This window comes from Mesorhizobium terrae (genome assembly GCF_008727715.1).
In the GTDB taxonomy this organism is placed as follows: domain Bacteria; phylum Pseudomonadota; class Alphaproteobacteria; order Rhizobiales; family Rhizobiaceae; genus Mesorhizobium; species Mesorhizobium terrae.
In genome coordinates this window covers 2,306,968-2,327,801 of sequence record NZ_CP044218.1, presented here as the reverse complement: position 1 = coordinate 2,327,801, position 20,834 = coordinate 2,306,968, and the positions used below count along the sequence as shown (strand labels likewise).

22 protein-coding genes are annotated in these 20,834 nt (G+C 64.1%); 9 read left to right on the top strand and 13 right to left on the bottom strand.

All coding sequences use genetic code 11. The features are described 5' to 3' along the window. Nucleotides 1–20: 20 nt before the first annotated feature. The 5 genes from FZF13_RS12595 to tlpA all read right to left on the bottom strand — a co-directional run bounded on the left by FZF13_RS12595 (nucleotide 21) and on the right by tlpA (nucleotide 5,118). Nucleotides 21–1,094, bottom strand: coding sequence for a sn-glycerol-3-phosphate import ATP-binding protein UgpC (locus tag FZF13_RS12595; protein ID WP_024922796.1), 1,074 nt, complete (start codon nucleotides 1,092–1,094; stop codon nucleotides 21–23). Further along, nucleotides 1,095–1,943: a sn-glycerol-3-phosphate ABC transporter permease UgpE gene (ugpE, locus tag FZF13_RS12590; protein ID WP_024922797.1), complete on the bottom strand. Its 849-nt coding sequence runs from the start codon at nucleotides 1,941–1,943 to the stop codon at nucleotides 1,095–1,097. A gap of 40 nt (nucleotides 1,944–1,983) precedes the next feature. Next, nucleotides 1,984–2,868, bottom strand: coding sequence for a sn-glycerol-3-phosphate ABC transporter permease UgpA (ugpA, locus tag FZF13_RS12585; RefSeq protein WP_024922798.1), 885 nt, complete (start codon nucleotides 2,866–2,868; stop codon nucleotides 1,984–1,986). Nucleotides 2,869–2,980: 112 nt separating this feature from the next. Then, nucleotides 2,981–4,291 carry a sn-glycerol-3-phosphate ABC transporter substrate-binding protein UgpB gene (gene ugpB, locus FZF13_RS12580; protein ID WP_024922799.1) on the bottom strand — a complete coding sequence of 437 codons (1,311 nt, stop codon included), beginning with the start codon at nucleotides 4,289–4,291 and terminating at the stop codon, nucleotides 2,981–2,983. A gap of 143 nt (nucleotides 4,292–4,434) precedes the next feature. Continuing rightward, a complete protein-coding gene (gene tlpA / locus FZF13_RS12575; RefSeq protein ID WP_024922800.1) occupies nucleotides 4,435–5,118 on the bottom strand; it encodes a thiol:disulfide interchange protein TlpA in 684 nt (227 codons plus the stop codon). A 32-nt stretch (nucleotides 5,119–5,150) separates the two neighbouring features. On the opposite strand from tlpA, the gene argH reads away from it, so the two are divergent. The 3 genes from argH (at nucleotide 5,151) to lysA (ending at nucleotide 8,115) form a co-directional block, all read left to right on the top strand. Then, nucleotides 5,151–6,551: an argininosuccinate lyase gene (gene argH / locus FZF13_RS12570; protein ID WP_024922801.1), complete on the top strand. Its 1,401-nt coding sequence runs from the start codon at nucleotides 5,151–5,153 to the stop codon at nucleotides 6,549–6,551. A 66-nt stretch (nucleotides 6,552–6,617) separates the two neighbouring features. Continuing rightward, the gene (locus FZF13_RS12565) at nucleotides 6,618–6,827 is read left to right on the top strand and encodes a hypothetical protein (protein ID WP_024922802.1); all 210 of its coding nucleotides are present in this window, start codon (nucleotides 6,618–6,620) and stop codon (nucleotides 6,825–6,827) included. 19 nt (nucleotides 6,828–6,846) lie between these two features. Beyond that, nucleotides 6,847–8,115 carry a diaminopimelate decarboxylase gene (gene lysA / locus FZF13_RS12560; protein ID WP_024922803.1) on the top strand — a complete coding sequence of 423 codons (1,269 nt, stop codon included), beginning with the start codon at nucleotides 6,847–6,849 and terminating at the stop codon, nucleotides 8,113–8,115. A gap of 11 nt (nucleotides 8,116–8,126) precedes the next feature. On the opposite strand, the gene FZF13_RS12555 is transcribed toward lysA, so the two are convergent. Continuing rightward, nucleotides 8,127–8,429, bottom strand: a complete 303-nt coding sequence (locus tag FZF13_RS12555; protein ID WP_024922804.1) for an ArsR/SmtB family transcription factor — start codon at nucleotides 8,427–8,429, stop codon at nucleotides 8,127–8,129. Nucleotides 8,430–8,485: 56 nt separating this feature from the next. On the opposite strand from FZF13_RS12555, the gene FZF13_RS12550 reads away from it, so the two are divergent. Both FZF13_RS12550 and FZF13_RS12545 read left to right on the top strand, forming a co-directional pair. Next, a complete protein-coding gene (locus FZF13_RS12550; protein ID WP_024922805.1) occupies nucleotides 8,486–9,427 on the top strand; it encodes a threonine/serine dehydratase in 942 nt (313 codons plus the stop codon). A gap of 143 nt (nucleotides 9,428–9,570) precedes the next feature. Further along, nucleotides 9,571–12,156 (top strand): TIGR02302 family protein, encoded by a 2,586-nt coding sequence (locus FZF13_RS12545; protein ID WP_024922806.1) that lies wholly within the window; start codon nucleotides 9,571–9,573, stop codon nucleotides 12,154–12,156. Between the two features lie 31 nt (nucleotides 12,157–12,187). On the opposite strand, the gene FZF13_RS12540 is transcribed toward FZF13_RS12545, so the two are convergent. Further along, nucleotides 12,188–12,982 (bottom strand): lysophospholipid acyltransferase family protein, encoded by a 795-nt coding sequence (locus FZF13_RS12540; RefSeq protein ID WP_024922807.1) that lies wholly within the window; start codon nucleotides 12,980–12,982, stop codon nucleotides 12,188–12,190. Between the two features lie 132 nt (nucleotides 12,983–13,114). Further along, on the bottom strand, nucleotides 13,115–14,020 hold the full coding sequence (locus tag FZF13_RS12535; protein ID WP_024922808.1) for a LysR family transcriptional regulator: 906 nt from the start codon (nucleotides 14,018–14,020) through the stop codon (nucleotides 13,115–13,117). Between the two features lie 162 nt (nucleotides 14,021–14,182). Here FZF13_RS12535 and FZF13_RS12530 point away from each other — a divergent pair, with 162 nt between their 5' ends. After that, entirely contained in the window at nucleotides 14,183–14,806 is a 624-nt protein-coding gene (locus FZF13_RS12530; RefSeq protein WP_024922809.1) for a pyridoxamine 5'-phosphate oxidase family protein, read from the top strand. A gap of 25 nt (nucleotides 14,807–14,831) precedes the next feature. Here FZF13_RS12530 and FZF13_RS12525 read toward each other — a convergent pair whose 3' ends face one another. The 3 genes from FZF13_RS12525 to ftsE form a co-directional block, all read right to left on the bottom strand. Then, the gene (locus tag FZF13_RS12525) at nucleotides 14,832–15,476 is read right to left on the bottom strand and encodes a YdcF family protein (protein ID WP_051504823.1); all 645 of its coding nucleotides are present in this window, start codon (nucleotides 15,474–15,476) and stop codon (nucleotides 14,832–14,834) included. A gap of 162 nt (nucleotides 15,477–15,638) precedes the next feature. Then, complete coding sequence (locus FZF13_RS12520; RefSeq protein ID WP_373426405.1) at nucleotides 15,639–16,622, bottom strand: cell division protein FtsX; 984 nt, start codon at nucleotides 16,620–16,622, stop codon at nucleotides 15,639–15,641. Nucleotide 16,623: 1 nt separating this feature from the next. Beyond that, nucleotides 16,624–17,283, bottom strand: a complete 660-nt coding sequence (gene ftsE / locus FZF13_RS12515) for a cell division ATP-binding protein FtsE (RefSeq protein ID WP_024922812.1) — start codon at nucleotides 17,281–17,283, stop codon at nucleotides 16,624–16,626. A 233-nt stretch (nucleotides 17,284–17,516) separates the two neighbouring features. Here ftsE and FZF13_RS12510 point away from each other — a divergent pair, with 233 nt between their 5' ends. From FZF13_RS12510 to FZF13_RS12500, 3 genes are all read left to right on the top strand, one after another. Then, nucleotides 17,517–18,119 carry a hypothetical protein gene (locus tag FZF13_RS12510; RefSeq protein ID WP_244431192.1) on the top strand — a complete coding sequence of 201 codons (603 nt, stop codon included), beginning with the start codon at nucleotides 17,517–17,519 and terminating at the stop codon, nucleotides 18,117–18,119. A gap of 50 nt (nucleotides 18,120–18,169) precedes the next feature. Next, entirely contained in the window at nucleotides 18,170–18,712 is a 543-nt protein-coding gene (gene hpt / locus FZF13_RS12505) for a hypoxanthine phosphoribosyltransferase (protein WP_024922814.1), read from the top strand. Nucleotides 18,713–18,798: 86 nt separating this feature from the next. Next, nucleotides 18,799–19,164 carry a response regulator gene (locus FZF13_RS12500; RefSeq protein ID WP_024922815.1) on the top strand — a complete coding sequence of 122 codons (366 nt, stop codon included), beginning with the start codon at nucleotides 18,799–18,801 and terminating at the stop codon, nucleotides 19,162–19,164. Nucleotides 19,165–19,206: 42 nt separating this feature from the next. On the opposite strand, the gene FZF13_RS12495 is transcribed toward FZF13_RS12500, so the two are convergent. Beyond that, nucleotides 19,207–20,154 carry an aldo/keto reductase gene (locus FZF13_RS12495; protein WP_024922816.1) on the bottom strand — a complete coding sequence of 316 codons (948 nt, stop codon included), beginning with the start codon at nucleotides 20,152–20,154 and terminating at the stop codon, nucleotides 19,207–19,209. Nucleotides 20,155–20,213: 59 nt separating this feature from the next. Next, the gene (locus FZF13_RS12490; protein WP_024922817.1) at nucleotides 20,214–20,762 is read right to left on the bottom strand and encodes a gamma-glutamylcyclotransferase; all 549 of its coding nucleotides are present in this window, start codon (nucleotides 20,760–20,762) and stop codon (nucleotides 20,214–20,216) included. Between the last annotated feature and the right edge of the window lie 72 nt (nucleotides 20,763–20,834).

Below are 20,834 nucleotides of genomic sequence, written 5' to 3'. Positions count from 1 at the left end.
CTTACCGCATGGGGTAGGCGCTACAGTCGCTTCCCGGCGCTGTCGAACCAGTGCAGTTTCTCGGCCGGCACGGTCACCTCGAGCCGGTCGCCAGGTTTCGCCGCAGCCCGACCGGAAACCCTGACGATGATGCGACTGCCGGCGGCGGCGCAATAGAGGAAACTCTCGGCGCCCACCGGCTCGACCGCCTCGACCAGTGCCGGCAAGACGATGGCACCAGAGGCCGCCTTGCCGGTGGTTTCGGCATCCTCCGGCCGGAAACCCAAGGTCGCCGCGTGAATCGGCGCCGCGATAGCCAGCGATACGCCATTGGCGAACACCTTGTCCTGGCTGTCGGCGGGGCTATCCGGTTTGGCCGCGACGCCGAGCAGATTCATCGGCGGCGCGCCGATGAAGGAAGCCACGAAAGTCGAGGCCGGCTTTTCATAAATGTCGAGCGGCGCGCCCATCTGCTCGACCAGTCCGGCGTTCATCACCACCAATATGTCGGCCAGCGTCATCGCTTCCAGCTGGTCGTGCGTGACGTAGACCGAGGTGACGCCCAGCGAACGCTGCAGGTTCTTGATCTCGACGCGCATCTGCCCGCGCAGCTTGGCGTCGAGATTGGAGAGCGGTTCGTCGAACAGGAACACTTTCGGGTTGCGCACGATGGCGCGACCCATGGCGACACGCTGGCGCTGGCCGCCGGAAAGCTCGCGCGGACGCCGGTCGAGCAGATGCGACAGTTCCAGCACCTTGGCGGTGGAGCGCACCCGGGAATCGATCTCCTCCTTCGGCGTGCCGCGATTGCGCAGGCCGTAGGCCATGTTGTCGTAGACCTTCATATGCGGATAGAGCGCATAGTTCTGGAACACCATGGCGATGTCGCGCTCGGTCGGGCCGACGGCATTGACCACCTTGCCATCGATGGCGCAGGTGCCGGACGAGATCGTCTCCAGCCCGGCGATCATGCGCAGCAGCGTGGACTTGCCGCAGCCGGACGGGCCGACCAGCACGCAAAGCTCCTTGTCGGGAATGGCGATCGACACGCCCTTCACCGCTTCCACCCCGCCGGGATAGACCTTGCGCACATCCTTCAGGTCGACAGTCGCCATCTATTTCTCCGTATCGACGAGGCCGCGCACGAACCAGCGCTGCATCGCCACCACCACCAGGATCGGTGGCACGATGGCGAGGATCGCCGTCACCATCACCAGATGCCATTGCGTATCGGCGTCGGCGAAGGACACCATCTTCTTCAGCGCAATGACGATGGTGGTCATGTCGTTGCGGTTGGTGACCAGGAGCGGCCACAGATATTGCGTCCAGCCATAAATGAAGAGGATGACGAACAGCGCCGCGATATTGGTGCGCGACAGCGGCAAAAGAATATCGAAGAAGAAACGCCAGGGGCCGGCACCGTCCACCCGCGCCGCCTCCACCAGTTCGCCCGGAATGGTCATGAAGAACTGCCTGAACAGCAGCGTCGCGGTGGCCGAGGCGATCAACGGAATGATCAGGCCGGCATAGGTGTCGATCAAGCCGAGATCGACCATCACCTTGTAGGTGGGCAGGATGCGCACCTCGACCGGCAGCATCAGCGTGATGAAGATCAGCCAGAAGATCGTCATCCGGAACGGAAAGCGAAAAAAGACGATGGCGTAGGCCGACAGGATCGAGATGACGATCTTGCCCACGGCGATGCCCAATGCCATCACCGTCGTGTTGAGAAGCAGCGTACGGGCTCCAACGCCGCCGATGCGGCCGACGCCGCCGAAAAGCGCCTCGCCATAATTATTCCAGAACTCGCTGCCCGGCGTCAGCGGCAGCGGCGGCCGCAGGATCGTCTGCAGCGTCTGCGTCGACGCCACGAAGGTGTAGTAGATCGGGAAGGCGACGATGACGAGGCCGAGGATCAGTACGGCATGGGCGACATAGATGCCCGTCGACGACTGGCCGATCATCAGCTTGTCGTGCCCGCTGGCGGACGAAAGCGGCTTCGGCTCAGCCATAATGCACCTTCCTCTCCACATAGCGGAACTGGATGGCGGTGAGCGCGATCACGATCACCATCAGGATGACCGACTGCGCGGCCGAAGAGCCGAGGATCAGATTGACGAAGCCGTCATTGTAGACCTTGTAGACCAGCGTTTCGGTCGCCTTGCCGGGCCCGCCGCCGGTGACGGCATGCACGATGCCGAATGTGTCGAAGAAGGCATAGGTCGTGTTGATGACCAGGAGAAAGAAGGTCGTCGGCGCAAGCAGTGGGAAGACGATCGTCCAGAAGCGTTTCGTTTCCCCGGCACCGTCTATTGCCGCCGCCTCGATCAGCGTCTTGGGGATCGCCTGCAGACCGGCGACGAAGAACAGGAAATTGTAGCTGATCTGCTTCCAGGCGGCCGCCGCCACCAACAGGATCATCGCGTCCATCCCGTTGAGCACGGGGTCCCAGGCGATACCCATCTTGCGCAGCAGGATCGCCAGCGAGCCGATCGACGGATTGAACAGGAAGAGGAACAGCATGCCGGCGATGGCCGGGGCCACCGCATAGGGCCAGATCAGCAGCGTGCGATAGAACCCTTTGCTGCGCACCACCTTCTCGGCCATCACGGCCAACAGCAGCGCCACGCCCATGGCGACCGCCGCGGTCGCCACCGAGAAGACCACCGTCACCTTGATCGAATGCAGGTAGTTCGGATCGGCCAGCACCTTTTTGAAGTTGTCGAACCAGACGAATTTCGATTTCAATCCGAACGGGTCTTCCTTGAGCATCGACTGGTAAAGCGCCTGCGCCGCCGGCCAGTAGAAGAAGACCAAAGTGATGGCGAGCTGCGGCGCCACCAGAAGATAGGGCAGCACCTTGTTCGGAAAGACGACGCGAGGGGTCATAGGGCGCCCCGACCGTCAAGCGCCCCTGATCGCCTTCTTGCCGAACCGGCAGGAAGGCGATCAGGCAATCCGGTGCCAGCAAGCGGTCGGGTGACGGAGCGCGCCAAGCGTGTCAGTTCCCAAGTGCTTCCTTGATGGCGGCGTTGCCGCGCGAAACCGCGTTATCCAGCGCCTGCTGCGCGGTCTGCTGACCGGCCAGCATCTTCTCGTATTCCTCGTTAAGGATATCGCGCACCTGCGGCAGGTTGGGCAGTCGCACGCCCTTCGAATTGTCGGTCGGCGCCTTGCCCAGCATCTGCAGGATCGGCGTTTCGCGGCCCGGGTTCTTGTCATAGAAATCGGACTTCTTGGTCGCCTCGTAGGCGGCCAGCGTTACCGGCAGGTAGCCGGACTTCTGGTGCAGATATTCCTGCACCTCGGTCTTCGACAGATAGGTGAAGAAGGCAGCCACGCCCTTGTAATGGTCGTCGGGTTTGCCGGCGAACACCCACAGGCTGGCGCCGCCAGGCGTGGTGTTCTGCGGCGCGCCTTTGGCGTCGCTGTCATAGGGCAACTGGCCGATGCCGTAATTCATGCCCGATTTGACGATGTCGCCGAGACCGCCGGAAGATTCGGTGAGGATACCGCATTCGCCGGCGAGGAAGATCTGCTTGGCCTCGGAGGTGCGGCCGCCATATTTGAAGGTGCCGTCCTTGGCGAGATCGGCCAGCGCCTGGAAATGGTTCACATAGAGCGGCGCGTTGATCTTCAGTTCGACATCGCCGCCGGCGAGCCCGTTCTGCTGCGTTGCCCACGATACATCGTTCCAGGCCGCGAAATTCTCGGTGTGGATCCAGGTCAGCCAGGTCGTGGTGAAGCCGCAGGGCGCCGCGCCGCTCGCCTTGATCTTCTTGGCCGCCTCCCACACCTCGTTCCAGGTCTTGGGCGGGTTGTTCACGTCGAGCCCGGCCTTCTGGAAGATGTCCTTGTTGTAATAGAGGATCGGCGAGGAGGAATTATAGGGGAAGGACAGCATCGTGCCGTCCGGCTTCGAATAATAGGCAACGATGCCGGGCAGGTACTGGCTTTTGTCGAACTTGACGCCGGCATCGGTCAGCACGTCGGCCACCGGCTTCACCGCGCCTTCGGCGGCCATCATCACGCCGGTGCCGACATCGAATACCTGCAGGATGTCAGGCGCCTGTTTCGCGCGGAAGGCGGCGATGCCGGCATTCAACGCCTCGGGATAGGTGCCCTTGAACACCGGGACGATCTCGTAGTCCTTCTGGCTGGCGTTGAAATCCTTGGCGATCTTGTCGACGACCTCGGCGTTGGCGCCCGTCATGGCATGCCACCAGCTGATCTGGGTGACGGCAAAGGCCGAGGTGGTGGTGCAAAGCACGAAAGTGGCGGCGACCCCGGCCGCAAGACCGCGAAACGTCATGTTCCTCTCCCATTCTCCAGTGGCGCAAGCGAACTTCCGCCAAGGGAGTATGGGTCGAATGCGGCAGCCGGACAACGTTTTTGTTTCGTGTCAGACTATCGTAGCATCGTTTGGTTTGCGGCTGGCTTTCGAATTGCGCGAAATTAGTTAGCCAGCGCTGCATCCATCAAACGGATGGCATCGGCACCCGACCATTCGGCGGGCCCGTTCATGTGGCCGATCAGGCAGCCTTCGCCGTCGACCAGCAGCGTCACCGGCAGGCCGAGCGCCAGGCCGCGCTTCTTCAAATCGTTGAACACGCCCATCGAGGCGTCGCGATAATGCGCCAGCGATTTCACGCCGATCTCGTCGAGGAAGGCCTTGGGCTTGGTGTCGTCGCCGGTGTCGACATTGATCGCCATAACCTCGAACTTGTCCGAGCCCTTTTCCTTCTGCAGCGCATCCAGCGCCGGCATCTCGGCGCGGCACGGCGCGCACCAGGTTGCCCAGAGATTGACGAGCACGGTGCGGCCGGTGCGGTCGGCCAGCGTCATCGCCTTGCCGTCCGGCCCGTTGAAGGCCAGCGTTTTCAGCGATTGCGGCGGGTCGGCGGGCAACAGCGCGGCAACCTGACCGGTCGCGGCAGCCGCCACTTTCTTGGCGCGCTCGGTCTTGGCGGCGCAGACGGCGTCATCCTTGCCGACGGCAGCCGCGGCAACCGGCTGGGGCTCGTTGTTGCCAGACCCGCTCTCCCTGACATATACCGCGACCGCGCCGGCGAGAGCGCCGGCAACCAGTGCTGCGAGGATGAGCCGCGGGGCGGGAAACAGTTTCTTGCCGTCTGCCATGTCCAAATATCTCCGGGAAACGGGTTATAGCGATGAGCGACAAGAAGGCCAGCAACCAGATGTGGGGCGGACGATTTGCCTCGGGTCCGGCCGCTATCATGGAGGCGATCAACGCATCGATCTCCTTCGACCGCAAACTCTACGCCCAGGATATTCGCGGCTCGATCGCGCACAGTGAGATGCTGGCCGAAACAGGCATTATTTCGGCGGGCGATCAACACAAGATCGCTCACGGCCTGAACACGATTTTGAAAGAGATCGAGAGCGGTAAGTTCGAGTTCTCGACCCGGCTGGAAGACATCCACATGAATGTCGAGGCACGCCTTGCCGAGTTGATCGGCCCGGCGGCCGGCCGCCTGCACACGGCGCGCTCGCGCAACGACCAGGTTGCCGTCGACTTTCGTCTCTGGGTCAAGGACGAGTTCCACCGCGTCGCAGAGGCCCTGAAGGGGCTGATCGCCGCCTTCCTGGAGCGCGCGGAGGAACACGCCGCCACGGTGATGCCCGGCTTCACCCATCTGCAGACCGCGCAGCCGGTGACCTTCGGCCATCACTGCATGGCCTATGTCGAGATGTTCGCGCGCGACCTTTCCCGTGTCCGCGACGCCATCCAGCGCATGGACGAAAGCCCGCTGGGCGCGGCTGCCCTTGCCGGTACAGGCTTCCCGATCGACCGGCACAGAACCGCGAAGGCGCTCGGCTTCCGCGAGCCGACCCGTAATTCGCTCGACAGCGTTTCCGACCGCGACTACGCGCTGGAATTCCTGTCGGTGGCCTCGATCTCGGCCACCCATCTGTCGCGCCTGGCCGAAGAGATCGTCATCTGGTCGACGCCGCAATTCGGCTTCGTGCGCCTGTCGGACGGCTTCTCGACCGGCTCCTCGATCATGCCGCAGAAAAAGAACCCGGATGCCGCCGAACTGGTGCGGGCCAAAACCGGTCGCGTCAATGGCCATCTCATCGGCCTGCTCACCGTCATGAAGGGCCTTCCGCTGACCTATTCCAAGGATATGCAGGAAGACAAGGAAGCCGTCTTCGACGCGGCTGAGACGCTCGACCTGATGCTCGCCGCCATGACCGGCATGGTGACGGACATGACGGTCAATGCCGTCGCCATGAAGAAGGCCGCCGGCTCAGGTTATTCGACCGCAACCGACCTCGCCGACTGGCTGGTGCGCACGCTCGGCCTGCCCTTCCGCGAGGCGCATCACGTCACCGGCCGCGCGGTCGCGTTGGCCGAATCCAAGAAGCTCGGACTGGAGAAGCTTTCGCTGGAAGACCTGCGGTCGATCCATGCCGGCATCAGCGATGACATCTTTTCGGTGCTGTCGGTACAGAATTCCGTCAAGAGCCGCACCAGCTTCGGCGGCACCGCGCCGTCGGAAGTCCGCAAACAGATCCGTTACTGGAAAAAGCGCCTGGCCAAGGCGTGATGCCGGATGCAATGCCTAAGAAACTCGGCTACAAGCGACGCTCGAAACGCACGGACGGACGACACGATGACGGCAGGCAGGATACTGGTGACGCTGACGGTTCTGGCGACGGTGACGGCCGTCTCGGCCTGCGGACGCCGCGCCGCGCTCGACACGCCCTATGAGGCGGCGGTGCAGGAACGCAAGGACGCCGCCAAGGCCAAGCAGCCGGTACCACCGGAACCGACGAAACCGGAAACGGACAAGCCTTTCATCCTCGACAAGCTGATCCAGTAGCCTTTCCGGACGAACCACCGTGAACCATTTCGATTATCGCGACGGCATCCTGCATGCCGAGGACGTGGCGATACCCGCCATCGCCGCCAGCGTCGGCACGCCCTTCTACTGCTATTCCACTGCGACGCTGACGCGTCATTTCCGCGTTTTCTCCGAAGTCTTCGCCGGCCTAGACGCGATGATCTGCTATTCGCCCAAGGCGAATTCCAATCAGGCGGTGCTGCGCACGCTGGCCAAACTCGGTGCCGGCGCCGACGTGGTCTCGGAAGGTGAATTGCGACGCGCGCTCGCCGCCGGCATCCCTGCCGACAAAATCGTATTCTCCGGCGTTGGCAAGACGGCGCGCGAGATGGATTTCGCGCTGGCCGCCGGCATTCACTGCTTCAACGTCGAATCCGAGCCGGAACTCGAGCTCCTTTCGGCGCGCGCCGTCGCCGCCGGCAAGACGGCACCGGTGTCGCTGCGCGTGAACCCGGATGTCGACGCCAAGACGCACAAGAAGATTTCCACCGGCAAGGCCGAAAACAAGTTCGGCGTGCCGTGGCAGCGGGCCCACGAGGTCTATAAGCGCATGGCCGAGTTGCCGGGCATCAAGGCGATCGGCATCGACACCCATATCGGCAGCCAGATCACCGAGCTGCAGCCTTTCGACGACGCCTACCGGCTGCTGGCCGAACTGGCCGCAACGCTGCGCGCCGACGGCCACGCTATCGAACATATTGACCTCGGTGGCGGCCTTGGCATCCCTTACAAGACCGACAACAACCCGCCGCCGCTGCCCGACGCCTACGCCGCAATCGTGAAGAAGCATGTCGGCGGGCTGGGGATGAAGGTGATCTTCGAGCCCGGTCGCCTCATCGTCGGCAATGCCGGCATCCTGGTAACCGAGGTCATCTATCTCAAGGAAGGCGAGGCCAAGAACTTCGTCATCGTCGACGCGGCGATGAACGACCTGATCCGCCCGACGCTTTACGAAGCCTACCACGACATCCGCCCTGTACGACTGGGGCCGGCCGATGCGCCACGCATCCGCGCCGACGTGGTCGGACCGGTCTGCGAGACCGGCGACTATCTCGGCCACGACCGCGACCTGCCGAAGCCGAAGAGCGGCGATTTGATCGCCATCGGCACTGCCGGCGCCTATGGCGCGACGCAGTCCAGCACCTACAACACCCGCCTTCTGGTGCCGGAAGTGCTGGTCGACGGCGACCGCTTCGCCGTGGTGCGCGAGCGCCGGACCTATGAGGAACTGATCGGCCTGGATTCCATCCCGGACTGGCTGGCGTAAAACGCCGGCCCTCACAGGCTCTCGAGCACCATCGCCCTGACCGCACCGATCCCGTCTTCGTTGCGCTGGTAGAATATCCATTGCTTGATGCGCCTGGAGCGCACCAGACCCGACTGCGACAGCACGCGCATGTGCTCGCTGAGCGTGGCCGGCGTGATGCCGAGCTTGTCGGCGATCAGCAGCGCACAGACGCCGTCCTCGACCAAATCGCCATCCACCTGGCGCGGGAAATGCGCCACCGGATCCTTCAGCCAATCGAGGATTTGCAGCCGGCGCGGATTGGCGAGCGCCTTGAAGATATCAGCCTCTTGCATTTTGGTATTTTGCCAAGTTACTAAATGCTGTCAACTGCAACTTTCCGGAGCGCCCGATGCCTGCCGAGACGCGGATCACCCCTGAACGCATCGCCGAGACGGAGGCGCTGATCAGGCCGCATATAAGGCGCACGCCGGTGCTAGCGGTCGACATGGTCGATTTCGGCCGACCCGCATTTCCGGTGCAACTGAAGCTCGAATGCCTGCAGCATTCAGGTTCCTTCAAGGCGCGTGGCGCCTTCTCCAACCTCTTGCAGCGCGACATTCCAAAGGCTGGCGTGGTCGCCGCCTCGGGAGGCAATCATGGTGCCGCCGTCGCCTATGCCGCCATGCGCCTCGGCATCCCGGCCGCCATCTTCGTGCCCAGCGTCTCGCCCAAGGCCAAGACCGACCGTATCCGCGGCTATGGCGCCGAACTGGTGATCGCCGGCGACCGTTATGCCGATGCCCTTGCCGCCAGCGAGGCCTATGCGGCGAAAACCGGCGCATTGCCCGTGCATGCCTTCGAACAGACCGAGACCATGCTCGGCCAGGGCACGCTCGGTCTCGAGATCGAGCAGGATCTGCCCGACATCGACACGCTTCTGGTCGCCGTTGGCGGCGGCGGCCTGATCGGCGGCATCGCCGCCTGGTTGGCCGGGCGGGTGCGCATCGTCGCCGTCGAGCCGGAAGGCGCACCGACCCTTCACAACGCCTTGGCCGCGCGAGAACCCGTCGATGCGCCGACGGAGGGGGTCGCGGCGGACTCGCTGGCGCCGAAACGGGTCGGCTCGTTGATGTTCCCCGTCGCTCAGGCCTTTGTCGAACGCTCGATCCTGGTCGCCGACGGCGACATCGTCGCTGCGCAGAAGGCGCTTTGGGAGACGGTGCGGGTTGTCGCGGAGCCCGGCGGCGCTGCCGCCTTCGCTGCGTTGCTATCGGGCAAATACGCGCCGGCGCCCGGCGAACGGGTGGCTGTCCTGGTCTGCGGCGCCAACACGACGGCTGTGCAATTCTAAGACTGGATACACCCCGCGTGGACCGGCCGGCGGACGGGTTTATGACCCGCCTTTTCCAGAAGCCGCCTCGCCTTTGCCGTGTTTGCTGCTATGCTCCGGGCTAGCGAAGTCGCACCATTTCGGCCGGCTTCCCGGAAGAGCGGATGACAGAGCAACCCACATCCGGCATTGATCGCAGCCTGGCAGCGCGGCTCGCCGCAAGCAGGCTGGCGACGCGCGCGGTGATGGTCGTCGAACGCGGCTGGCCGCTCATCCTGCCTCTGCTCATCGTCGCGGCGCTGTTCCTGTCCGCCGCCTGGTTCGGCCTGTTCGCACATCTGCCGGACATGGTGCGCTTCGGCCTCGTCGCTTTGTTCGGTATCGCCGCGCTAGCAGCCCTTTATCCGCTGCGCTTCTTCCACCTGCCGACGGCATTGGAAATCGATCGCCGCATCGAAACCGCCAACGCATTGCTGCACAGCCCCCTCAGGGTGCAGGCAGACAAGCCGGGTGGCGCGCCCGGCGCGTTTGCGCAGGCGTTGTGGCGCGAGCATCAGAAACGCATGGCGGCAAAGCTCGGCTCGCTCGGCACCGATCTACCGGCCACCGATGTCGCCCGGCGCGACCCTTGGGCGCTGCGCTCCGTGGCAGCACTTGTGCTCGTCGTGGCGCTGGCTTTTTCCTACGGTCCGTCGGGCGGACGCATCGCCGATGCCTTCAACGCCGCCGGCATGCGCGACGTCGTTCCCTCGCGCATCGACGCCTGGGTGACGCCGCCGGCCTATACCGGAAAGCCGCCGCTCTTCCTGACCGCCGAGGCCAGCCGCCAGAACACCGCCTTCACCGTGCCGCAAGGCAGCGACGTGACGGTGCGCATCACCGGTGGCACCAATGTCGAAACGCTCGCGTATCTGGAAGCATCGGGCAACAGCCGCGACATTGAAGCCGATGCCTCGAAGGAACCCGCTGCTCCGGCTTCGACCGCGCAGCAGGAGCGCCCCGCCGCCCGTCAATTCAACGGCAAGCTTATCGCCGACGGCGCGCTGGTGCTGAAATCCGGCAGTGACGAACTCGACCGCTGGTCCTTTACCGTCACGCCCGACACCGCCCCGCAGATCAGCTTCGCCGGCGAGCCGAAGCGCGCGGTGAACGGCACCACAGAATTGAACTACCAGATCGTCGACGATTACGGCGCGACCTCCGCCCGTGCCGACTTCGCGCTGGCCGACCAGCAGCCGCTCGGCGCACGGCCGCTCTACGGTCCGCCGGAAATGTCGCTGGTGCTGCCGCGACGCGGCGCCAAGAACAATGCGGCCCGCACCACCAAGGATCTGACCGACCATGTCTGGGCAGGCTCGAACATCAAGCTGACGCTGGAAGCGACCGACGGCGCCGGCCAGCTGGCGCGCAGCGAAACCAAGAACTGGGTGATGCCGGAACGGCCCTTCGCCAACCCGCTGGCGCGCGCCGTCATCGAGCAGCGCAGGCTCTTGGCGCTGGACGCTAACACCAGGCCGCGTGTGCTCGAATTGATGGATGCGATCACGCTCCGGCCCGAGGACACGTTCGGTTCGATGACCAACTATCTGGCCTTGATGAGTGCCCGCAGCCGCCTCAAGCTCGCCGCCACCGATGACCAGTTGCGCGGTGTCGTGTCGTATTTGTGGGAGGTCGCGCTCGGCATCGAGGATGGCAGCCTGTCGACGGCCGAGAAGCGATTGCGCCAGGCGCAGCAGGCGTTGCAGGACGCGCTGAAGAATGGCGCCAGCGACGAGGAAATCGACAAGCTGATGAAGGAACTGCGGCAGTCAATGGCCGATTTCATGCGTGAGTTCGCCCAGCGCAACCCGCAAGGCAAGGACGGCCCACTGCCGAACGACGCCCAAGTCCTCAGTGAGAACGACCTCAAGCGCATGATGGACCAGATCGAGAATCTGGCGAAATCCGGTGACCGCGACAAGGCGCAGCAATTGCTGTCCGAGATGCAGGACATGATGAACAACCTGCGCACCGCCCGCCGCCAGGGGCCGAGCCAGCAGGATTCCGAACTGCGCAAGCAGATGGACAAGCTCGGCGAAATCATGCGCCGCCAACAGGAGATGATGAACGACACCTTCCGCATGGACCAGGCGCAGCGCGGCCAGCAAGGACAGGACGACCAGAGCCAGGAGATGCCGGGCGAAGATGGCCAGCAGCGCCAGGGCAACAACGGCACACCTCAGGATGGCGGCCGCGACGGCAAGCCGATGACGCCGCAGGAATTTGCCGATGCGCTCAAGCAGTTACAGGAAGGCCAGGGCAAGCTGAAGGGTGAGCTCGACAAGCTGAACAAGAACCTGGAAGGCCAGGGCATGGAGCCGAACGAAGGTTTCGGCGAGGCCGGCCGGGCGATGGGCGAAGCCGAAAACTCGCTCGGCGGCGGTCAGGGTGGCGCCGCCGTCGGCCAGCAGGGCCGTGCGCTGGAGGCGCTGCGGCGCGGCGCGCAGAACTTGATGCAGCAATTGCAGGCCATGCAGAGTGATGAGGGCGGTGGCCCGATCCACCAGCGCGGCGACGGTCGCGATCCCCTGAACAGGCCGATCCGCGGATCGGAAGGCCCGAACCCCGATCGGTCCGAGGTCAAGGTTCCCGACGAGATCGACATGCAGCGCGCACGCGAGATTATCGATGCGATCCGCAAGCGGCTCGGCAATGCGCTGAGCCCGGAGATCGAGCGCAGCTATCTGGAACGGCTGCTCGATCTCAAATAGGCGAAATGGAAAGCCCGGTCGGGCTGTCGTCTCAGGCTTTCGCGGCGGCGCGAAGCTGCGACAGTCGCTTGGCGGCGGTCGGTGGCATTGGCGGCGGGTTCTTCGAATTGGCTGCCTCGACCAACAGCGCGTCGCAGGCCGCTTCGGTCTCGCCGATCAGCCGGCGCATGAACTCTTCCCTTTCGAGTCCTGGAGGGATCGGCGGCAGGAACTGCGCCTTGATCGTGCCCGGATAGCGCAGGAATTTGCGGCGCGGCCAGTAAAGGCCGGCGACATGGGCGACAGGCACCACCGGCACGCCGAGCTGCGAATAGAGTTCGACGATACCATATTTGTAGGCCGGTTCATCGCCCGGCGCCCGGCGCGTCCCCTCGGGATAGATGATGAGCTGGCGCGGATTGCGTGACAGTTCCGCATTGGTGGCCGCGATGACCGCTTTCAACGCCTTGGAGCGGCTGCCGCGGTTAACCGGGATCATGCGCATCTTCATGATGTACCAGCCGAAGAACGGGATCCAGGTGAGCTCGCGCTTCAGGATGTAGAGCGGGTCCTTCAGATACGGAAAGAAGGCAATGGCGTCCCAGAAGGACTGGTGCTTCGGCGCCAGGATGAAGGAGCCCTCGGGTAGATTTTCCGTACCGGTGATCTGGCTGTCCGTGCCGGCGATCACCTTGTAGAGCCACATCGACGAGCGCGACCAGAACTTCGGCACGAGCCAGGCCCGGCGGCGCGACGACAGGAAATAATAAGGCGTCCACACGATCATCTGGACGATCAGGCTGACATAGAAGGCGAGGTTGAACGCCAGCGAGCGAATATAGAGCATGCGGAGAGTCCGGTGAGGAAGCCTGTTGGTTACACCATGCTTGGGCAAAATGGAAATGACGCCGGTAACTCGATTTTGCCAGCGAATTCGACGCCATTCGATCCCGGAACGCGGCGAAGTCGCTGATATGTATCAGATGCCGAGACCCGCCAGTCGGGCCCTCAGCCGTGGCGCGGCGAAGTCCAGGAAGGCGCGCAGCTTCAACGGCAGCAGGCCCTGTCCGGCATGGACGAGACTGACCGGCCAGGGTGCCGGTTCAAAATCCTCCAGCACCAGCCTGAGCGTGCCGGTCCGCACCGCCTCGGCGACCTGGTAGGACAACACGCGCACCAGGCCGACACCGGCCACGGCCGCATCGATGGCGGCTTCGGCGGTGTTGACCTTCAGCCTCGACCGCACGGGAACCGAGCTTTCCACTCGCCTCTCGGCAAAGGTCCAGGCGGCGGGAAGCGCCAACCCCTCGAAGGTGACGCATTGATGGGCAGCTAGGCCTGCAGGCGTCGCAGGCACGCCATGAGCATCGAGATAGGCAGGGCTCGCGCAAACCACACGGCGAATGGTACCGACCCGTGTTGCGACCATGCTGGAATCCGGCAGGTTGCCGATGCGCACGGCCAGATCGATATGTTCCTCCATCAGGCGCCGCAGCGTGTCGGATTGGCTAAGCCGCACATCGACTTCCGGATAGGCGCTGAGGAAATCAGCGATCACCGGCAGCACATGCAGGCGCCCGAACACGATCGGCGCTGTCACGGCAAGCTCGCCGCGGGCGGCGCTGTATTCGCCCGCCGCCGCCTGCTCAGCTTCCTCGATGTCCTGCAGGATGCGCCGGCATGCGGCGAGATAGGAGCGCCCCACATCGGTCGGCTCCAACCGGCGCGTCGAGCGATTGAGCAGCCTGGTGCCGAGGTGCTTCTCGAGATCCGAGATTCGTCGGCTGACAGTGGCCAAGGGCATGCCAAGACTGCGGCCGGCGGCCGACAGGCTACCGGCCTCGACCACGGCGACAAACAGCGACATCGAGTTGAGGCGATCCATCATTATTCCAATATTCGGAACAATATCTCTCAACAATGCCACCTACTTCTGCATTGTGAAAGACCCCAGCTTCGTGCTGATCTCCCCGAGCCGCGCGTTGCTCGTTTCGCCAAGGCTGGCGTTGCGTGGCGAAAGGGCCGAAAGACTGACGAGGCACCCACGATGGCCACCCCGCATATCTATGCAAGCGACGTTGCCTTCACACCGACGGTGAAGGCGATACAGGCCCGCAAGGGTTCGCGACAAGCTTATGCCCGCTCCGAGGAGCGTGGCTGGCAGCAGGACATCTCGCCTGATCTGGCGGCCTTCATCGCCGCGCAGACCAGCGTCTTCCTGGCCACGGCCAATGCCGAGGGCCAACCTTATATCCAGCATCGCGGCGGGCCGGCCGGCTTCCTGAACGTGCTCGACCGGCGCACCATCGGCTTCGCCGACTTCTCCGGCAACCGCCAGTTCATCTCGCAAGGCAATCTGGCCGACAACAACAGGGCCTTCCTGTTCCTCATCGACTACATGCTGCGGCAGCGCATCAAGATCTGGGGCGAGGCGCGGGTTGTCGAAAACGATCCGGACCTGCTCGCCCGCCTGATGCCGGAAGGCTACAAGGCGCGGCCCGAACAGGTCATCCTGTTCACCGTCTCGGCCTGGGACGCGAACTGCCCGCAACACATCCCGCAGCGTTTCGAGGCTGCGGACGTTGCCGCAATCCTGTCCGAACGGGACAAGCGCATTGCCACGCTGGAAGCCGAGATCGTCAAGCTGCGTGCAATGAACCGGACCGGTTGACCGGCTGCGCCCGGCGGGAAGTGCCCTAGTCGCCCCCGTGGCTGGCGAAGGCTGGCCTGATCGGCAGCACGATGCGGCCGAGCGCCAGCAGATATTTGTTGTATTCGGTGAACAGCACCCTGAATGCGCCTGGCTTGGTCAACCAGCCGCCATTGTCGAGGCTGCTGTTGACCACAGGGTAAGGCACCAGCCGCGCGTTGCGCAGCAGGCGGCCCATCTCCAAAAGGCTGCGCGGCATGTGATAGTTGTTGGTGACCAGAATGACGCTGCTATAGCCGTGGCTGCGCACCCATTTGGCGCTTTCCTCGGCATTGCCGATCGTGTCGAGCGCGGCGCGGTCGATGTCGACGCAACAGGCGAAGAGCTTGGTGTCGCCTCCGGTCGCCTTCTGCAACTGCTTGCGGCTGGCGGTCGGATGCACGCCGCTGATCAAAAGCCGCGCCCCCTTGCCCGTTTCCAGAAGCTCCATCGCCGCGTCCAGCCGGGACTGGCCGCCGGTAAGCACGATGATGGCGTCGGCCGGCTCCGGATCGGCCGGTGTGGAGAGGCGGCTGACATGCCCGGCGAACCAGCCGAAGCCCACAAGATACAAGGCGAGGCCAATGAGGATCACGAAACCCGTGTAGCGCGCCGCTCGCCGCAGCCGGGAGGCACCGCGCGGCACAGACATAGTGCCCCGCGCGGCCTCGGCCGTGTCGGCAGAATCGCGGCTTTTCATGGCGTCATGATTAACGGCGAATTGCGGCCTTTGGTAGGAGAAAGCACGCTCCGAAGGCGAGGGACAATTCATGGTTGGATAGGGGTTTCGCATCGCGACGTCACCCGCCCTTTTTCAGCCGCCGTCGGTCTGGCGCGTATCGAGATCGCTGAGATAGGCGATCACCGTGGCATGCGATGTCGCGGCCGTCAGCACGCCGATGACCAACACCATCAGCACCACGCCGAGATAGCCGGCCCAACCGATCGCGAAACTGCCGAACAGCGCCACCGCCTGGTCGGCCTGGGGCGTTGCCATATTATGCGACGTCCACCACGAAAACACCAGGAAGACGACGACCGCCGCGGCGCCGCCGGCGGCCGCGCCTTTCATGCCGGTGATGAGGAATTGCTGGCGGAACTGCCGGGCGATGAAGCGCGCCTCGGCGCCGACGAAATGCAGCACCTCGATGATATGGCCGTTGCCGGCCATGGCACCGCGCGTGGCGAACACCACCGTCAGCACTGTGGCCGATAGCATCAGCACCAGCACCATCATGCCGATGGTCACCGTCGTGCGCGCCATGGCGACCAGCCGGTCGACCCAGGTGCGGTGATCGTCCAGTGAAGCGCTGGCTATCTTTGCGGCAAGCGCCGTGCGCATGGCGGCGAAATCGGGCGGGCTGTTCTCGTCGATGGTGACGACGACGAGGCGCGGCACTGGCAGTTCGTCGATGTTCAAGCCGGTGCCCAGCCATGGTGCCAAGAGCCGCGCGGTGGCGTCGCGATCGACGATGCTGGTGCCCTTGACGCCCGGGAACCCGCCGGCGATCTCGGCGGCGGCAGCCAGTGCTGCTTCCATGTCCAGCCCTTCCACCGGCTTGATCTGGACCGTCGCCTCGCGCGAGATCTGGTTCTCCCAGACGACAGCGGTGCTGCGCACCAGCGTCACCGCGCCGAAGGTCAGGCAGGACAGGAAGGTCATGATGGCGATGACGAACACCAGCGCGCGCCCGGCGATGTTCTGCGCCGGCACGATCGGCGCCATCTTGCGCTGCACGCGCGGCCGCGTCTCGGTGTAGCGGACGTCGTCGACGTCTTCTTCGTGATCGGCGGCCATCTCAGTCATAGATGTCCAGCCTTCCTCCGGCCAGGATGAGGCGGCGGGCGTCGACCTGGTCCATCAGGCCGAGATCGTGGGTGGCGATGACCACGGCGGTGCCGAGCCGGTTGAGTTCGATGAACAACCGGAGCAGCCGCCGCGCCAGTTGCGGGTCGACATTGCCGGTCGGCTCGTCAGCGAGCAGGATCTGCGGCTGCTCGATCAGCGCGCGCGCGATCGCCGCGCGCTGCTTCTCGCCGCCCGACAGCACCGGCGGCAGCACATGCATGCGGTCGCCCAATCCGACCCATTTCAAGAGTTCGACGACATCGGTGCGGTAACTCGCCTCTTCGCGGCCGCGAACGCGCAGCGGCAACGCCACGTTCTCATAGGTCGTCATATGGTCGAGCAGGCGGAAATCCTGAAAGACGACGCCGATGCGGCGGCGCAGATGCGGCAGTTCCTCGCGCGTGATGCGCGCCCGATCCTTGCCGAAGACGGTGATCAGGCCGCGCGTCGGCTTCAGCGACAGGAACAAGAGGCGCAGCAGCGTCGTCTTGCCGGCGCCCGAAGGCCCGCTGAGGAACTGGAAGGAGCGCTCCGGAACATGCAGGGTGATGTCACGGAGAATCTCCGGACCCATCCCATAGCGGAGGCCGACATTTTCGAAGCGGATCACGTGCGGCGACCTGGAACTTTCATTGGCGGCAGTCCGCCCGTCTCTACGAAACGACCATCGACCGGCATGGTTAACCGCCGGTTAAATTTCGGCGCCAATGGCGGCTGTAAAACGATTCCGGTTGTGAAGCATTAACCATTTTTGTCTATCGCATGGAAACAGACGGCGAACAGAGGCGACCGAGGAGCAGGATGGTCGATCGCGGCAGGGCACGCCCGGTTTCCGGCGAAATCATGACCGCGTCAACGGCGGCCCATGATGGCTTCGCCGCGACCGCCGACGTGATCGATGCCGAATTCATCGTGCTGCCCTCCGATGCTGGCATCTCCGCCGAACGAAACCCGCAACCGGCCGCCGCGCCAATGCTCGAAACTGTGCCGTCCCTCGACGGCATGGGCATGCTGCGCCAGACGGTGGCAACCCCGCAAAAAGAGGCTTCGGGCCGGGGCGGTCCGCTGTTCTGGAGCCTCGGCGTCGCGGTCACCTTCGCCGCCTTCTGGATTTCCGGAGGGCACGCGCTGTTTCGCCAGACCACGCTGTTTGGCGCCAGCGATCCGATGACGGCGCTGAGCATTTCCGGCGTCACCTCGCGCGTCGACAGCACCGGCCTCAAGCCGTTGCTGATGGTTGACGGCGAGGCCGGCAATGACGGCGATCAGGCGGCGGCCCTGCCGCCGCTCGAGATCCGCGTCACCGGCAATGATGGGCACATCACCCGCTATGGGCTGGGGACATCCGGCCGCGCATTGGCACCAGGCGAAAGATTTGCCTTTTCCAGCCGGCTCGACGTGCCTAGAAACGGGGTAACGGCCGTCTCGGTCACCTTCGCGCAATAGCGGGCGCGGCCTCGGCCGATCCCGGACGCGCTCCCCAGGAAAGGCTTTCCATGCCAGTTGTGCGCGGCAAGAACATCGAGGTCCTGTTTTCAGCGTCGGCGATCGCCCGGCGCAATCTGGAGCTCGCCAAGGAAATCGCGGCGCACGACTACCACGACCTTTTGGTCATCTCGGTGCTCAAAGGGTCCTTCATCTTCGCCGCCGACCTGATCCGCGCCATGCACGATGCGGGCCTGTCGCCGGAGGTCGAGTTCATCTTCATTTCCAGCTACGGCGCCGGAACGGAGAGCGGCGAAGTGCGTGTGCTGCGCGACATCGACAACGAAGTCGCGGGCCGCGACGTGCTGTTGATCGACGACATATTGGAATCCGGCAAGACTTTGAAATTCGCCCGCGAGCTGATGCTGTCGCGTGGCGCCAGGAGCTGTTCGATCGCCGTGCTGCTCGACAAGCGCATGCGCCGCAAGACCGATCTCGACGCCGACTATGTCGGCTTCGATTGCCCCGACTATTTCGTCGTTGGCTATGGCATGGATGTCGGCCATGCCTTCCGCGAACTGCCCTTCGTCGGCGTCGTCAAGGACGAAACCTGACGCCTTTCCACAGCCATCGCTAAAATAGCCTGGCGCCGTTTCGGTCTTTCAGGAAACGTCAACACTTGCCGGGCAAAACCTTGCCCATGGCAAAGCTCCTGATCGTCGAGGACGATGAATCCGTCCGCACTCTCGCCGCCCGCGCACTCGAACGCGCAGGCCACAGCATCGACGTTGCCGCCGACGGCGCGCAGGGGCTGGAAACGATCCGCGCCGCCAATGGCAACTACGACCTGATCGTCTCCGACATCCGTATGCCGGAGATGGACGGCATCGAGATGGCCAAGGCGGCCGCAGCCAATTTCCCGGCGCTCAAGATCATGCTGGTGACCGGTTATGCCGACCAGCGCGAACGGGCCGACGAATTGAACGGTATTATCCTCGACGTCGTGCAGAAGCCGTTCACGCTGGCCGAAATCCGCGACCGCGTCGGCCGCGCTTTGGCGGCCTGACCGGCCCCTCTCTCCAAAGACAGGTTTCCGGAAAACGGGCTTCTAGCCGCTCGCCTTGTCGAGTTCCTCGATGTCGGTCGCGGTCAACACCAACGAGGCCGACCGGACAAGGCTTGCCATCTGCTCGGGCGTAGTTGCGCTGGCAATCGGTGCGGTAACGCCAGGCCGGGCGATGACCCAGGCAAGTGCTACTTCCGCCGGCCTGGCCGAATGGCGCGCGGCCACCGCGTCGAGCGCCGCCAGGATGCGCATGCCGCGCTTGTTGAGGTAGGCGCCCACATCCTCGCCGCGCGCGCTTTTGCCGAGATCCGCCTTGCCGCGGTATTTCCCGGACAGGAACCCCTTCGCCAGGCTGAAATAGGTGATGACGCCGAGCCTCTCGGCCATGCACAGGTCGCGCAACGGACCGTCATAGGAAGCCCGGTCGTAGAGATTGTATTCCGGCTGCAGCACCTCGTAGCGCGGCAGGTCGCGCAGCCTGGCGACGTCGAGCGCAGCGCGCAGTTGCCCGGCGTCGAGGTTGGAGCAGCCGATATGGCGCACCTTGCCTTTGGCGAGCAGCTTTTGATAGGCGCCGAGCGTTTCCTCGTAGGGTACCGTCGGGTCCGGCCAGTGCGACAGGTAAAGATCGATGACGTCGGTCTGCAGCCGCCTCAGCGAGGCTTCGACCGCCCGCTCGATATGCGCGGCCGACAGGTCCTTCTTGCCCTGGCCCATGTCGGAGCCGACCTTGGTGATGACGATCACCCTGTCGCGGTTGCCGCGCGCTTTCATCCACTTGCCGATGATCGTCTCCGATTCGCCGCCCTTGTTGCCGGGCACCCAGCGCGAATAGGCGTCGGCGGTATCGATGGTGTTCAGGCCACCGTCCACGAAACGGTCGAGCAGGTCGAAGGAGGTTTTTTCGTCGGCGGTCCAGCCGAAGACGTTGCCACCCAGCACGAGCGGCGCGATTTCGAGGTCGGTTCGACCGAGCATACGTTTCTGCAAGATTATTCTCCCTGACAGCAGCGGCCCGCTGGTTCCCGGCTACAACCTAGGTCTTGTGGCTACCCGTTCAATGGGGCCGGCGTGTTTTCAACCGGAGCGATCAGCCGCGCGACCGTTTCCAGCCAGTGGTCGCGAATGCCGAGTGCTTCGAGATGCCGGACGGTGTTGAAGACATAGTCTTCGTTGACGCCGGACTGGCCGGCCGCACCGCGCACCACGGCCGCCGCCTCGGCCTCGGCCAGCGCGCCGGCATATTGTTCGTGGCCCCGGTCGGCGACATAGGTGACCGCATCGACGGTCCTGCCATCTTCCAGCGCAAGGCGCACCCAACGCTCAAGATAGACATGCGTGACCAGTTCGCGCTCACGCAGATAGCCGATCACCTCGTCGCGCAGCTCGCCGGGCACCCTGAAGGCAAGGCCGATGCAGGAACCGCCGCGATCGAGGCCGAGCACAAGACCCGGTCGTTCACGCGTGCCGCGATGCACGAAGGAATAGACGCAAAGCGAACGGCGATAGCCGTAAAGCCGCGCCCGCCGCGTCTCGACATGCGCAAAACCGGGACGCCAGATCAGCGAACCATAGCCAAAAACCCAAAAATCGCCCATATCGCCAAGCCTGTATGCGGATATTGCCATCCGCACGTTTCATTTCGACCGGGATGGTTCCCTTTCCGGTTC